At 72.4% G+C, this 13856-nt stretch carries 15 protein-coding genes and 1 pseudogene; 8 read left to right on the top strand and 8 right to left on the bottom strand.

Features of this window, described 5'->3' with window-relative positions:
* The first annotated feature begins 48 nt into the window (after nucleotides 1–48).
* The 3 genes and pseudogenes from AB0J12_RS27145 to AB0J12_RS27135 all read left to right on the top strand — a co-directional run bounded on the left by AB0J12_RS27145 (nucleotide 49) and on the right by AB0J12_RS27135 (nucleotide 2093).
* Nucleotides 49–909 carry a helix-turn-helix transcriptional regulator gene (locus AB0J12_RS27145; protein ID WP_363267044.1) on the top strand — a complete coding sequence of 287 codons (861 nt, stop codon included), beginning with the start codon at nucleotides 49–51 and terminating at the stop codon, nucleotides 907–909.
* Nucleotides 910–1176 (top strand): DUF397 domain-containing protein, encoded by a 267-nt coding sequence (locus AB0J12_RS27140; protein WP_363267043.1) that lies wholly within the window; start codon nucleotides 910–912, stop codon nucleotides 1174–1176.
* Nucleotides 1177–1285: 109 nt separating this feature from the next.
* Nucleotides 1286–2093 (top strand): annotated as a pseudogene (locus tag AB0J12_RS27135) (SAM-dependent methyltransferase).
* A gap of 26 nt (nucleotides 2094–2119) precedes the next feature.
* On the opposite strand, the gene AB0J12_RS27130 reads toward AB0J12_RS27135, so the two are convergent.
* The 3 genes from AB0J12_RS27130 to AB0J12_RS27120 all read right to left on the bottom strand — a co-directional run bounded on the left by AB0J12_RS27130 (nucleotide 2120) and on the right by AB0J12_RS27120 (nucleotide 5133).
* Nucleotides 2120–3607 (bottom strand): glutamate synthase subunit beta, encoded by a 1488-nt coding sequence (locus AB0J12_RS27130; protein WP_363267042.1) that lies wholly within the window; start codon nucleotides 3605–3607, stop codon nucleotides 2120–2122.
* 144 nt (nucleotides 3608–3751) lie between these two features.
* On the bottom strand, nucleotides 3752–4231 hold the full coding sequence (locus tag AB0J12_RS27125; RefSeq protein ID WP_363267041.1) for an anthrone oxygenase family protein: 480 nt from the start codon (nucleotides 4229–4231) through the stop codon (nucleotides 3752–3754).
* A 206-nt stretch (nucleotides 4232–4437) separates the two neighbouring features.
* Entirely contained in the window at nucleotides 4438–5133 is a 696-nt protein-coding gene (locus AB0J12_RS27120; RefSeq protein WP_363267039.1) for a DUF2293 domain-containing protein, read from the bottom strand.
* A 174-nt stretch (nucleotides 5134–5307) separates the two neighbouring features.
* Between AB0J12_RS27120 and AB0J12_RS27115 the strand changes: the two genes are divergently transcribed.
* Both AB0J12_RS27115 and AB0J12_RS27110 read left to right on the top strand, forming a co-directional pair.
* Entirely contained in the window at nucleotides 5308–5940 is a 633-nt protein-coding gene (locus AB0J12_RS27115) for a uridine kinase (protein ID WP_363267038.1), read from the top strand.
* A 145-nt stretch (nucleotides 5941–6085) separates the two neighbouring features.
* Nucleotides 6086–6505 (top strand): CBS domain-containing protein, encoded by a 420-nt coding sequence (locus AB0J12_RS27110; protein WP_363267037.1) that lies wholly within the window; start codon nucleotides 6086–6088, stop codon nucleotides 6503–6505.
* 67 nt (nucleotides 6506–6572) lie between these two features.
* On the opposite strand, the gene AB0J12_RS27105 is transcribed toward AB0J12_RS27110, so the two are convergent.
* Nucleotides 6573–7700 (bottom strand): magnesium and cobalt transport protein CorA, encoded by a 1128-nt coding sequence (locus AB0J12_RS27105; protein WP_363267035.1) that lies wholly within the window; start codon nucleotides 7698–7700, stop codon nucleotides 6573–6575.
* Between the two features lie 230 nt (nucleotides 7701–7930).
* On the opposite strand from AB0J12_RS27105, the gene AB0J12_RS27100 reads away from it, so the two are divergent.
* Nucleotides 7931–8731: a methyltransferase domain-containing protein gene (locus AB0J12_RS27100; protein WP_363267034.1), complete on the top strand. Its 801-nt coding sequence runs from the start codon at nucleotides 7931–7933 to the stop codon at nucleotides 8729–8731.
* A 36-nt stretch (nucleotides 8732–8767) separates the two neighbouring features.
* Here the strand turns inward: AB0J12_RS27100 and AB0J12_RS27095 are convergent, their stop codons facing one another.
* Nucleotides 8768–9730, bottom strand: coding sequence for a sugar kinase (locus tag AB0J12_RS27095; protein ID WP_363267033.1), 963 nt, complete (start codon nucleotides 9728–9730; stop codon nucleotides 8768–8770).
* Complete coding sequence (locus AB0J12_RS27090) at nucleotides 9727–10635, bottom strand: pseudouridine-5'-phosphate glycosidase (RefSeq protein ID WP_363267032.1); 909 nt, start codon at nucleotides 10633–10635, stop codon at nucleotides 9727–9729. Before AB0J12_RS27090 ends, AB0J12_RS27095 begins: the two co-directional genes overlap by 4 nt.
* A gap of 99 nt (nucleotides 10636–10734) precedes the next feature.
* Between AB0J12_RS27090 and AB0J12_RS27085 the strand changes: the two genes are divergently transcribed.
* Nucleotides 10735–11163: a VOC family protein gene (locus tag AB0J12_RS27085; RefSeq protein WP_363267031.1), complete on the top strand. Its 429-nt coding sequence runs from the start codon at nucleotides 10735–10737 to the stop codon at nucleotides 11161–11163.
* Between the two features lie 46 nt (nucleotides 11164–11209).
* Here the strand turns inward: AB0J12_RS27085 and AB0J12_RS27080 are convergent, their stop codons facing one another.
* Nucleotides 11210–11764 carry a methylated-DNA--[protein]-cysteine S-methyltransferase gene (locus tag AB0J12_RS27080; RefSeq protein ID WP_363267030.1) on the bottom strand — a complete coding sequence of 185 codons (555 nt, stop codon included), beginning with the start codon at nucleotides 11762–11764 and terminating at the stop codon, nucleotides 11210–11212.
* A gap of 64 nt (nucleotides 11765–11828) precedes the next feature.
* Nucleotides 11829–12698: a glycerophosphodiester phosphodiesterase family protein gene (locus AB0J12_RS27075; RefSeq protein ID WP_363267029.1), complete on the bottom strand. Its 870-nt coding sequence runs from the start codon at nucleotides 12696–12698 to the stop codon at nucleotides 11829–11831.
* Between the two features lie 291 nt (nucleotides 12699–12989).
* Between AB0J12_RS27075 and AB0J12_RS27070 the strand changes: the two genes are divergently transcribed.
* On the top strand, nucleotides 12990–13856 hold the full coding sequence (locus AB0J12_RS27070) for an MHYT domain-containing protein (RefSeq protein WP_363267028.1): 867 nt from the start codon (nucleotides 12990–12992) through the stop codon (nucleotides 13854–13856).

The raw sequence follows: 13856 nt of genomic DNA, 5'->3' as shown, positions 1-13856 counted from the left end.
GGCTGTCAGCATGCTTTCGTCGGGTGAGCCGCTTGCTGGAGGTGGAGCGTGAGCGAACCGCGGTCCGCGCCGACCGTGGGACAGGTCGTCCTCGGCCGGCGCCTGCTGGACCTGCGGGAACGCGCCGGGCTCAAGCGTGAGGAAGCCGCCCGCATCCTCCGCGTCGCCCCCGCCACCATCCGCCGTATGGAGACGGCCGAGGTCGCGCTCAAGATCCCGTACCTCCAGCTGCTGCTGAAGGCGTACGGCGTCGGTGACCACGAGGCCGAGGCCTTCGTGCAGCTCGCCGAGGACGCCAACCGGCCCGGCTGGTGGCAGCGCTTCCACGACATCCTGCCGGGCTGGTTCTCCCTGCACGTCAGCCTGGAGGGCGCGGCGTCGCTGATCCGCCAGTACGAGCCGCACTTCGTGCCCGGACTGCTGCAGACCGAGGACTACGCGCGCGGTGTGCTGCGCTCGGGCGCCATCGGCCAGACCCGGCCGGAGGGCATCGAGCGGCACGTCGCCCTGCGCATGCAACGCCAGCAACTGCTCACCCGTGAGGACGCCCCCCGGCTGTGGGTCGTCATGGACGAAACCGTCCTGCGCCGCCCGGTCGGCGGCCCGGCGGTGATGCGCGCCCAGATCGACAAGTTGCTCGAGGCCACGAAGCTGCCCCAGGTGACGCTGCAGGTCGCCGAGTTCTCCGCCGGTCCGCACCCCGGCACGTACGGGCCGTTCGTGCTCTTCCGATTCGCCATGCCGGAACTCCCGGACATGGTCTACAGCGAGTACCTGACCGGCGCGGTCTATCTCGACGCGCGCCCCGAGGTGGCCGCCCACCTCGAGGTCATGGACCGCATGGCGGCACATGCCGCGACGGCACATCGCACGAAGGAGATCCTGCAGGATCTCCGCAAGGAGCTGTGAATGGATCACACGACGTCCCCGCGGGTCCGCGCCGAGGGGATATACAACGGCATGCCCGCGCGGGAACTGGGCAGCGAGGGCTGGCACAAGCCGTGGAGCGGCGGCAACGGCGGCAACTGCCTGGAGGCGATGAAGCTCGCCGACGGACGGATCGCCGTCCGCCAGTCCACCGACCCCGACGGGCCGGCCCTGATCTACACCTCCGACGAGATGACCGCGTTCATCGAGGGCGCGAAGGCGGGGGCGGCGGACTTCCTGCTGTCCTGAACCCGTCTGTTGCTTTTTTTCCCCACTTCCTGATCCTGGTACGAGATCTTGGCACGCGCTTGATCACTCACTGCTTCCCTCACCACGCCAGACGCTTACGGAGCGTCGTATGACCGGGCGGGACCGCAAGGGCACCGTCGAGATCGACACCAGCAAGCCGCACCCCGCGCGGATGTACGACTGGTACCTCGGCGGCAAGGACAACTACCCGACGAGGAGATGGGCCGGCAGATGCCGGCCCTCGAACCCCGGGTGCCGGTGATGGCCCGGGTCAACCGCGCCTTCATGCACCGCGCCACCCGGTGGCTGGCCGGAGCGGGGATCCGCCAGTTCCTCGACGTCGGCACCGGCATACCGACCGAGCCCAACCTGCACCAGGTCGTCCAGCGCATCGCCCCCGAGGCCCGCGTCGTCTGCTGCGACAACGACCCCATCGTGCTCGCCCACGCCGCCGCCCTGCTGCGCACCACGCCCGAGGGGGTCACGGGTACCTCCAGGCCGATGTACGCGATCCGGCCACCCTCATGGAGGGGGCGGCCAAGGTCCTCGACCTCTCCCGCCCCGTGGCGTTGTCCCTGGTCGCGCTGCTGCACTTCGTACCCGAAGAGGACGGTGCGCCCGAGCTGGTGGGCCGGCTGCTGGCCGAACTGCCCTCCGGCAGCTACCTGATGATGACCCACGCCACCGCCGACTTCACGCCGGAGGAGTCGGCGGCGGCCACGGCCAAGCTCAAGGCCGCCGGTGTCCCGCTGGCGCTGCGCTCCCGGGAGGAGTTCGCCCGGTTCTTCGACGGGCTCGAACTCGTCGACCCCGGCGTCGAGGTCGTCCACCGGTGGCACCCAGAACTCGGGGGTCCGGTGCCGGGCCAGGACGACGGTGTGATTCCGGGCTACGGGGCGGTGGCGCGCAAGCCCTGACCGGCCGGTGGTGGCGCCTTTCACGGTTACGCGGTCAGGGGGCGGTCGTACGGGCCGATCGGTGACGTGAGGCGGGTGCTGCCCGTCAGGTGGCGGTCGACCGCGGCCGCCACCGCCCGGCCCTCCGCGATCGCCCACACGATCAGCGACTGCCCGCGCGCCGCGTCTCCGGCGGCGAACACGCCGGGGACGTTCGTCGCGAAGTCCGCGTCCCGGGCGATCGTGCCGCGCGCGTCCACAGCCAGGCCGAGCTGGTCGATCAGGCCGTCGTGCCGGTCGGGGCCCGTGAAGCCGAGGGCGAGCAGGACGAGATCTGCGGGCACGGGTCGTTCGGTGCCGGGCAGCGGACGGCGGTGCGCGTCCACATCGACCAGGTGCAGCCACCGCACGTGCCCCTCCGCGTCCCCGGTGAAGCGCAGCGTCGACGCCGCGAACAGCCGCGCGTCGGCGTCCGCCTCGGGTGCCGTCCGCAGGTCACGGGCCTCTTCGTGCGCGGGGGACAGGCGGTAGGTCTTCGGGTACGTCGGCCACGGCTCGGCGTCCTCGTCGCGCTCGGCGCCGGGCCGGCCGTAGATGTCCAGCTGGGTGACGGAGGCGGCGCCCTCCCGCACCGCCGTGCCCAGGCAGTCCGCACCCGTGTCCCCGCCGCCGACGATCACGACGTGCCGCCCGGCGGCCGACAGCGGTGAACTCTCCAGGTCACCCTCGCAGACGCGGTTGGCCAGGGGGAGGTACTCCATCGCCTGCTGGATCCCGGTCAACTCCCGGCCGAGCACGTCCAGTTCCCGCCACGCCGTGGCCCCGGTGGCGATCACGACCGCGTCGTAGCGCGACCGCAGGTCGACGGCCCCGATGTCCCGCCCGACGGCCGTCGACGTGCGGAACTTCGTGCCCTCCGCCCGCATCTGCTCCAGCCGCCGCTCCAGATGGCGCTTCTCCATCTTGAACGCGGGGATGCCGTACCGCATCAGCCCGCCGAGCCGGTCGTCCCGCTCGTACACGGCGACGGTGTGCCCGGCCCGGGTGAGCTGCTGGGCCGCGGCGAGCCCGGTGGGTCCGGAGCCGATCACGGCCACCGTCCTGCCGGACAGCCGCTCGGGCGGCCGGGGCGGCGCGAACCCCTCCTCCCAGGCCCGGTCCGCGATCGCACACTCGACGTTCTTGATCGTCACGGCGGGCTGGTCGATGGCCAGCACACAGCCCGACTCGCACGGCGCCGGGCACAACCGCCCGGTGAACTCGGGAAAGTTGTTCGTCGCGTGCAGCCGGTCGCTCGCCGCCCGCCAGTCCTCGCGGGAGACCAGGTCGTTCCACTCGGGGATGAGATTGCCGAGCGGGCAGGCGTGGTGGCAGAACGGAATGCCGCAGTCCATGCACCGGTCCGCCTGCTTGCTGACGATCGGCAACAGCGCCCCGGGGACGCACACCTCGTCCCAGTCCCGCACCCGCTCCTCGACGGGCCGGCGTGGCCAGTCCTGGCGGGGGGTCGTCATGAATCCCTTGGGATCGGCCATGGCCGTCTTCCTCGCGTCGCGTACGACAGGCCGTGCGCCACGGGGCGGCACATCCTCCGGCCACGATACGTCCGGGCGGACTGACGCGCAGGGCGGGCAGACGCGCAGGGCCGGCGGCGAGCCGTACGGCGGGCGGGGTCGGACTCAGACAAGCGCCAGCAGGTACGCCAGGGCGGATGCCGTCGAGGCGATCGTCCGGATGTGGTTCCACCGCGTCCACTCCCGCAGATACGACGGCCAGTACGCGGCCGCCTCCGGGGAGCCCGTCGTGTGCCCCATCAGCGCGTCGTTGCGCGGCACGTTCGCCGCCGCCGTCACACCGAACGCCCCGAACAGATACAACGCGCTGCCCAGCAGCAGCTCCACGGTGCCCTCCCGCGGCCACAGCACGAAGGTGACGACCGCGAGCACCGCGCACACCACCGACGCCCCGAGGAACACCACCATGAACGCCGGTGTCATCGCCGCCCGGTTGATCGCGTTCATCGCGGCGACGCCCTGCGCGGGCGGCAGCGCGGCGAGTCCGCGCATCACGAGCACCGAGAAGGCGCAGAAGACGCCGGCCATCAATGCCGTCGCCAGCACGCCCACCACCACCAGCACCAGGTACGGTCCGTCGATCATGGCTCCCCCACCTCACGTCACGCCGTGGCAAATGCCGTAGATCCTGCCCGGGCGAACGCCCGCCGTCACCCCCAGCCAAGCGCCACGGCCCGGGCACGGCCATCGCCGAGCCGCGCGCACGCATACGCGAGCGTCCAGGGGCCGGGGTGCCGATCCCGCGGAGGGTGATCCTTCGAGGGCCTCACCCCTCTTGCCTGGGCCGAGCCTTACCCGGCGGACGGCAGTTCCCCGTACCGCCACCGCGCGAGCACCGCCTCCAGGCGGGGCGCGATCCGCCGCCGTGCCTCATGGCGCGGTATCCCGCTCATCAGCAGCCGGTCGTACGGCGTGTCCAGATGCCGCACGGCCGCGCGCACCGCCGCGGCCACCGCGTCCTGCGACAGCGCCCGTCCCGCCGCGCTGCGCCCCACCCGTCCGCTGCCGCGCACCGAGGCGTGGGCGGCGATGGCCTGCGCCCGCTCGTCCGGGCAACCGGGGAACAACCGCTGGATCTCGGCCGCGAACGCCGCCGTGAACCGCGTGTCCTCGGCCGCCCGCCGGCGAGCGTCCCGCGCCCGGCGCCGCCGCCGCGCCTCCGCGTCCGCGAGGCAGCGCTCCTCGGCCCGGGCCAGCGCCACCTCCTCCACCAGGACGCCCTGCCGTTCGTAGCGCGCCTTGCGCCGGTTGAACCGCACGACGACCGCCGACAGGCTGCTCTCCTCCCGCGACCGACGGGTCAGCGCCGTGTCCCCGCGCGGCAGGAACACCAGATGCCCCAGGTCCGCGCAGTCCAGGCAGCGCGGTACGCCGCTCTCCAGGACGAGCATCGGCAACGGACCGCGCCCGCACGCCGCGCACCGCTTGTGCCGCAACGGCTGGACGACGACGAGGCCCGGACCGGTCGGGGGAGTCGCGGAAGACATACCCGGTTCATGCCCACCACCGGGCCCGACGCCACCCGCCCCACCGCCCGGATGCGAGCGCTGCGCGGGCCTCGCGCGCGTGCCGCACGGCATGCGCGAGCGCGCTGCCTTCGGCGCCGTCGTCCGCCCGGACCCCCGCGCAGCGGTGCTGGTGAGTGTCGCATCATGGGCCCTGTGCGACTCGAAGCGATCACCTGGGACCTGCTCGCCGACCGGCTCGCGGAGCGGCTGCTCGGCCTGACCCCGGCCGACGGCGGTCCTTGGCCGCGGATCGCCTTCGACGGCGCCCCGGCCGCCCGCCCGGGCGACCTCGCCGAGCGCGTGAGCCAGGCTCTGCGGGTCCGCGGCCGCCCCTCCCTCGTCGTCGGCACCGAGGGCTTCCTGCGCCCCGCGTCGCTGCGTCTGGAGTACGGCCGGCATGACCTGGAGGCGTACTACGACGGCTGGTTCGACACCAAAGCCCTGTGGCGTGAGGTGTTCGGACCGCTCGAACCCGGCGGCAACGGACGCGTGCTGCCGGACCTGTGGGACCCGGTCACCGACCGCGCCACCCGCAGCCCCTACGTCCGGCTTCCGCCGGGTGCGGCGTTGTTGCTGCACGGTCCTCTCCTCCTTCGGCACTGGTTCCCCTTCGATCTCACCGTCCACGTCCTCCTCTCCCCGGGAGCGCTGCGCCGCCGTACCCCGGAGGCCGAGCACTGGACGCTCCCCGCCTACGAGCGCTACGCCGAGGAGACCGACCCGGCCGGGACCGCCGACGTCCTGGTACGCGCCGACGACCCACGACACCCGGCGTGGAGCGGGTGAGCGCCGCACGGGAACCGGACGGGTCGCGCGGGGGCGGGCCGGGTGGTCGAAGGTGCGGCGCACGGCGGGCGCGGAGAGAATGGACGACGCCGAGACCGCGGTGCGACCCGCGCCGCGCCGGCCGTCCGGCTCAGGGAGGTACTCCATGACCACTGCCGGAGACATCATGCACCGAGGTGCCCAGTGGATCCCCGCCCATGAAACCCTCGACCGCGCCGCCCAGCTGATGCGCGAACTCAACGTCGGTGCCCTGCCCATCAGCGACGAGAACGAGCGGCTGTGCGGCATCCTCACCGACCGCGACATCGTCGTCGGCTGCGTGGCCATGGGCCACGACCCCGCCCGTGTCACGGCCGGCGACCTGGCCAAGGGCACCCCGCGCTGGATCGACGCGAACGCCGACATCAGCGAGGTCCTGAGCGAGATGCAGCAGCACCGCATCCGCCGGCTCCCCGTCATCGACAACAAGCGGCTGGTCGGCATGATCAGTGAGGCCGACCTCGTCCGGCACCTGTCCGATGGGCAGATCGCATCCTGGGCCGAGCGCGTCTACGCCCAGGGGTGAGCGGTCCCGCTCGTCACCGGCCGGCAGACCGCACCTCCCCGTCCGCAGCGCGCCGCGGCGGCCGTCGTCACAGCCAGCCGTTGCGCCGGAAACCCCGGTACAGCGCCATGCAGGCGACGGATATCACCGCGATGACCAGCCCGTAGCCGAACCTCCAGTGCAGCTCCGGCATGTGGTCGAAGTTCATGCCGTACACGCCGCACACCATCGTCGGTACGGCGATCACCGCGGCCCATGCCGTGATCTTCCGCATGTCCTCGTTCTGCGCGACGGTGACCTGCGCGAGGTGCGCCTGGAGGATCGAGTTCAGTAGCTCGTCGAAGGCGGCGATCTGCTCCGTGGCACGCAGCAGATGGTCGGAGACGTCCCGGAAGTAGGCCTGTATCTCCGGCTCGATCACCCGCATCGGCTGGTCCGCGAGTTCCAGCAGCGGCCGGCCGAGCGGCACCACGGCCCGCTTCAGCTCCAGCAGCTCGCGCTTGAGCTGGTAGATGCGTCCCGGATCGACCCGTGCACCGGTCTCCGCGAACACGTCCGTCTCCACCTGGTCGATGTCCGCCTGCACGGAGTCGATGACGCCGAGATAGTCGTCGACGACATGGTCCGCGATCGCGTGCAGCACCGCGGACGGCCCCTTGGCGAGCTGCTGCCGATCGGCCTCCAGTCCCTCGCGCACCGGGCCCAGCGAGCCGTGCCGGCCGTGCCGCACCGTGATGACGAAGTCCGGTCCGACGAAGGCCATGATCTCCCCGGTGTCGACCACCTCGCTGGTCGCTGTGAGCTGCTCGTGCTCGACGTAGCAGACCGTCTTGAACACCGCGAAGAGCACGTCGCCGTACCGCTCGACCTTGGGGCGCTGATGCGCCTCGACCGCGTCCTCCACTGCCAGCGGGTGCAGGTCGAACAGCTCGGCGATGCCCGCGAACTCCTGGTCCGTCGGCGCGTGCAGACCGAGCCAGACGAAGCCGTCCCCGCTCTTGCGTACCTGCCGCACGGCCTCCACCAGATCCCCGGCGGCCGGCGCGCGCACTCCGCCGAGGTACGTCACGCAGTTGACCACCGAGGAACCGAGCGGGGAGCGCGCCGGATGACTCAGGTCCACCTTCGGTCGCCGCCGCGCCAGCCGCGCCACTCCGCGCAGTCCGCCGACCCTGCCCAGCCCCGTGACCTTCCGCAGATTCCCTGCCATCGACATACGGATCTCCTCGTGTGGATCTCCCCGCGCCGCATCGCCGCGCCCCCTGCCGGCACGAGGAGCCGCGCCGGAGCCGCCAGTCTGCCAGTCCGCCTAGACAGGCGGGCGGGCCTGTGGGAGGACGAAATTCCGCTTGGTTCCCGCCTGTGGACAACGAGCTGCACGGCCGAGCGCCCGGTACCCGAGCGTCGACCGCTCCCTGCGAGCCGGACGACTGGGATGATCGCGGCATGACGCGAACCGACGACGACGGCTACCTCCTGGACAACCGGCAGAGCGAGGCGGCGGAACGCTTCGACGCCTTCACCGATCTCTTCGACCCCGTCACGTTCCGGCACCTGGAGCGGCTCGGCGTCGGGCCCGGCTGGCGCTGCTGGGAGGTCGGCGCCGGTGGCACCTCCGTCGTCTCCTGGCTGGCCAAGAAGGTCGGCCCGACCGGCAGGGTCGTCGCGACCGACATCGACACCACCCGGCTCGCCGCCGCGGCCCGGCCCCCGGTGGAGGTCCGCGTCCACGACGTGGGCGCCGAGGAACCGCCGGGGGCCGGCTTCGACCTCGTCCACGCCCGTCTCGTCCTGGTGCATGTCCCGGACCGGGAACGGGCCTTGGCGGCGATGGTGCGGGCCCTGCGCCCCGGCGGACGGCTGCTGATCGAGGACGCCGACCCCGCCCTGCAACCGCTGGTCTGCCCCGACGAGCACGGCCCCGAGCAGCAACTGGCCAACCGGCTGCGCCAGGGCTTCCGCTCCCTGCTGGCCGACCGCGGCGCCGACCTGACCTACGGCCGCAAACTTCCGCGTCTGCTGCGCGAGGCGGGTCTGCGGCAGGTCGAGGCGGACGCCTACTTTCCGCTCAGCTCGCCCGCCTGCACCGCCCTGGAGGCCGCCACCGTCCGCCAGATCCGCTCCCGGCTCGTCGAGGCCGGACTCGCCACGGACGAGGACATCGACCGCCATCTGGGCAACGTCGCCTCGGGCACCATGGACCTGGCGACGGCTCCGATGATTTCCGCATGGGGGCGCACGGTGTAACGCCTTCGTCGGGCAGGAGCCTGGCCTGGCGCGCCGTCAGACGGGCCGTCCGGGGCGGCCGCCCACCTGGGTCACCGCGAGCGCGCCCGCCCGGCAGCCCTCCGCCGCCGCCTCCCGCGGGTCGGCACCGGACAGCAGAGCGGCGAGGAAACCGCCCGTGAAGGCGTCCCCGGCGCCGGTGGTGTCCACGGCCGTGGCCGGGAACGCCGGAACCCGGGCGCACACGACCCCTGACCGGGCCACCAACGCCCCCTCGACACCCGACGTGGCCACTACGAGCGGGACCCGGCGGCTGAGCTCGGCCGCCGCGTCGGCCGCGTCGGACAACCCGGTGAGCAGGCACGCCTCGTCGCGGCTGGGCAACAGGACATCGATCCCCTCCACCAGCGTCAGGAACCGGTCCACGCCCAACTCCGTGAGGAACCCGGACGACGCGGGATCCACGCTGACCGGCACGCCCCGCGCGCGTGCCGCGTCCAGAGCGGCGGCCACCAGTCCGCGGCTCGGCTCGGAGAACAGCAGGTAGCCCGACAAATGCAGCCACGCCACACCGTCCAGCAGGGCGTCCGACCAGTCACCGCGATCCAGGCGCAGGGAGGCGCCACTGTCGGTGAGAAAGGTCCGCTCCGCCGCGGCCACGGTGTCCACGAGGCAGATCACCGTCCCGGTCGGTGCCTCGGGATCGACGACCAGCCGCGGTCGTACCCCGCACGCCTGGAGTTCCCGCGCGTGCCACTCCGCCGTGTCCGCCCCGACGCGGCCGAGCAGCCGCACGTCGTGCCATCCCCAACGGGACGCCCAGCAGGCCACGTTGGCGCCGGCGCCGCCGGGCACGATCCGGATCGCGGCGGCCGTGTCGGTGCCACGGGCCGGCGCCCCGCGGTGCCGGGCGACGACGTCCGTCACCACGTCGCCCACGACCAGCAGCCCACCCGGCCCTGCCGGACCGCGGCTGCCGTGCCCCGATCCGCCCGCGCCCGCGCGGTCCGTCCCGCTCACGCCCGCGTCCACGCCGCCGCGATGCGCGCCGCCAGTCGTACGTTGCCGCGCACCGCCGCGAGGTTGGCGCTCAGCGAAGCGCCGTCGGTGTGCCGCACCAAGTAGTCGAGCAGGAACGGCGTGACCGCCTGCCCGGTGACGCCCTCCGCCTCGCACGCGTGCAGCGCCTCGGCCAGCACACGCGCGTGCAGCTGAGGATTGAGCTGCTCCGCCTCGGGCACCGGGTTGGCGACGATCAGCGCGGACTCCTGCGCGGCGAGGGCGTCCTGCGCCCGCATCACGGCGGCCACCTGCTCGGGCGTGTCCAGCCGCCAGTCCACGGGATGGCCGGAGTCGGACAGATAGAAGCCGGGGAAGCGGTCCGTGCCGTACCCGGCCACCGCCACGCCCAGCGTCTCCAGCCGCTGCAGCGTCGCCGGGACGTCCAGGATCGACTTCACGCCCGCGCACACCACCGTGATCCGCGTCCGGGCCAGCAGCCCCAGGTCGGCGGACTCGTCCTGGGTGAGGGTCCACTGCCGGTGCACGCCGCCGAGCCCGCCCGTGGCGAACACCCGCAGGCCGGCCAGCGCCGCGAGCTGGGCCGTCGCCGACACCGTGGTCGCCCCGCTCGCCCCCGACGCCACGGCGAGCGGCAGGTCACGGTGGCCCAGCTTGCGGATGCCGTCCTCGTTCGCGACCCGCTCCAGCTGCTCCTTGTCCAGGCCGACGAGCGGGGTGCCGTCCAGGACGGCGATCGTCGCCGGCACCGCGCCTTCCTGCCGCACGGCGGCCTCCAGCTCCAGCGCCACCTGCAGGTTGCGCGGCCGTGGCAGCCCGTGCGCGATGATCGTGGACTCCAGCGCCACCACCGGTCGTCGCGCGGCGAGCGACTCCCGCACCTCTTCGGACACCACCAGCACCACGGCTTCAGCCTCCTGTCTGTCGCTCCTGTCTCATCTCTGGCGGGCGGCGGCCCCGGCCAAACCCTTGCGGCGGTCGAGGACGACGATCAACCTGGACGCATGACGGACAACTCGCCACGTCTCGACCATGTCGTCGTCTGGGTGCGCGACCCGGTCGCCGCGGCCGACTTCTACGAGAATGCGGTCGGCCTGGCACCGGTCCGGCTCGCCGAGTTCTGCGACGGTCGGGCGCCCTTTCCCTCCGTACGGGTCAACGAGGAGACGATCATCGACCTGATGCCGCTGAGCACGGCCCAGCGGATGACGATGCTGCCCGGCGCCGCGGACAGCGCGGGCCACCCGGTGAACCACATCTGCCTGTCCCTGACCCGGGACGCCTTCGACGCCCTGCGCGCACGTCTTCATGAAGGCGCCGTCCCGGTTTCCGACCTCGCTCACGACTCCTTCGGCGCCCGCGGCGCGGCCCGTCGCAGCTTCTACTTCCGCGACCTGGACGGCAACGTCTTCGAGGCCCGGCACTACGACTGAGCCGGGACCCGCAGTCTGAAACACCGGCGCCCCAGCCGTCTGCGCCTCAGAACAGCGGCTCGGGCAGCACTCCTTCCCATGCGAGCAGTCGGCGCTTGGTCTCCAGCCCACCCCCGAAACCGCCGATCCCGCCGTCGCTCTCCACCACTCGGTGGCAGGGCACCACGACCGGCAGTGGATTGGCCCCCATCGCCATACCGACCGCCTGGGCCGCGCCCGGCTGGCCGACCCGGCGGGCCAGGTCGCCGTACCCGACGACCGTTCCATAGGGCACGCCCTCGGCCAGCTCGCGCAGCACCTGCCGGTTGAAACCTGAGATCAGCGACCAGTCCAGGGGCAGTGCGAAGGCCCGTCGGGTACCGGAGAAGTACTCCCCGACCTGGCGTATCGCCTCGGCCAGCAGCGGCGAACCGGGCGCCTCGACGGGCTCGGCGCCCAGCCGGTCCGCGAGGCGCTCCAGCGCCCGGTCGCGGACCGCCTCCCTCGCGTGGAACACGACGCTGACCAGGCCCTCACCGGTCGCCGCCAGCAGCAGCGGGCCGATGCCGGTGTCCGTGACGGCCCACACGACCCGCCGCTCGTCACCCCCATGGCTGTTCATGCGACCACCGTACGACCCGCCACTGACAACGCCGCGCGGAGCGGACCTTGGCGGCCCGTCCCGCCTACCCGTCGAGCGCCGCGCGCACCACGTCGGGCTTGTTGGAGATGACGCCGTCCACGCCGTACCCGGCGGCCTTGCGGGCGCTGTCGGCGTCGTCGACGGTCCAGGTGGATACCTCCAGCGGCTTGCCGTGCGCGCCGACGAGAGCGTGGACGGCGTCGACGTAGGACGTGGAGAGGGAGCTGAACGTCGGGTTGATCTCGTCGACGAAGCCCGCGTAACCCGGCAGGTCCGCCACGTTCGGGGTGCCGAGGAACCCGGTCTTCACCGCCGGCTTCAGCTCATGCACCGTGCGCACACTGTCCGTGCTGAAGCTCTGGATGATCAGGCGGTCCGTCAGATGCGGCGCGTCGAGCCAGCCCTCGTTGGCCAGGATCTTGAGGGTCTGCCGTTCGATGCCCGGATAGAGCTCCGGATTCTTCAGTTCCAGCAGCAGACGCTCATGGTTGTGCTCGACCCGGCGCATGTACTGAGCCAGCGTCGGCACGCGCGTGCCCGCGAACTCGGGGCCGAACCAGCTGCCCGCGTCCAGACGGGCGATCTCGGCGGCGGTGAAGTCCTTCACCTTCCAGGGCGCGCGGTCGGGGTAGAGCTCCTCGGCATTGGTGGTGCGCTTGAGGCTGTCGTCGTGGATCACGACGAGCTTGCCGTCCTTGGTGCGCTGGACGTCGTTCTCCACCCAGCGCAAACCGAGCGCGGCCGCCTTGTCGATGGCGGGCAGGGTGTTCTCGGGGGCGTAGGCCGAGGCGCCGCGGTGCGCGATGACCACGGGGGGCTCGTCGGCGGCGGCATGGGTGCCGGACGCGGTGAACAGGAGGATGGCGCTGGCCAGGAGCGCGGTGGTCGTGGCGGCAAGTGCGCGCGCGTGCATGCGGACTCCTCGCGTCGGACGATCACAGATAACGATCACAGACAGCTCAACTCTGACAGCAGAGCGTCAGCGACGGAGGAACGCAGAATGGCCACAGATTGAATGGAGTTGCTCAAGTCCGCTCACTGTGGGCGCACATCTGAGGTAAGGGCGTGTTTCTTTGCCGGAAAATCGTTCGACCATTCCGGTGGGGGCCATACTCTCTGCCTCAACCCTGGCCGCTGGTGCGCGCCCGGGAGGGGGTGCATTTCAGGAGATTCCGGGCGGAACAGGGCGGAAGGGCAGCCGCGCATGCAGGGCACGGTCGACGGATTCAGCTACGGACTCGTCACACCGGTGGTGGCCTACCTCATGGCCTGCCTCGGCGGCGCCCTCGGCCTGCGCTGCACCACTCGCGCGCTCCTCTTCGCCCACTCGTGGCGCCCGGGCTGGCTGGCCCTCGGCTCGACGGCCATCGGCTCCGGCATCTGGACGATGCACTTCGTGGCGATGATGGGCTTCACCATCGACCAGGCCCCGATCCACTACGACAAACCCATGACCTACGCGAGCCTCGGCGTCGCCGTCGTCATGGTCGGCATCGGGATCTTCATCGTCGGCTACCGGGGCGCCACCGGAACGGCGCTGTTCACCGGCGGCACCATCACCGGCCTGGGCATCGCCTCCATGCACTACCTCGGCATGGCCGGTCTGCGCTTCGACGGGCGGCTGGAGTACAACACCGTCACCGTCGCCGCCTCCGTCGTCATAGGCATGGCCGCCGCCACCGCAGCGCTGTGGGCCGCCGGGCAGGTACGCGGCTTCCTGTGGAGCGTGGGCGCCAGCCTCGTCATGGGCCTCGCCGTCAGCGGTATGCACTACACCGGCATGGCCGCCCTCAGCGTTCACCTCCACGGCACCGGCGCCCCCGGCGAGGGCGACTCGCCGGCGTCCCTGCTCGCCCCGATGCTGATCGGGCCGCTCGCCCTCCTCTGCCTGGCCGCGGCCGTGGTGATCTTCGATCCGAAGATGGCCGCGGGCCGGCTCTCCCGGCCCGCCGCCGAGCCCCGGCCCGGAGTCCCCGCCCACACGACGGCCCACCGGCCCGCCCGCCGCGCGAGCCTGAGCCCCGGCCGCGACCTGGTCCGAGACCGCTCGCGGGCCCCGCAGAACCGCTGA

The sequence above is a fragment of the Streptomyces sp. NPDC049915 genome (assembly GCF_040656475.1).
GTDB lineage: Bacteria > Actinomycetota > Actinomycetes > Streptomycetales > Streptomycetaceae > Streptomyces.
This window is presented reverse-complemented; position numbering and strand designations above follow the sequence as displayed.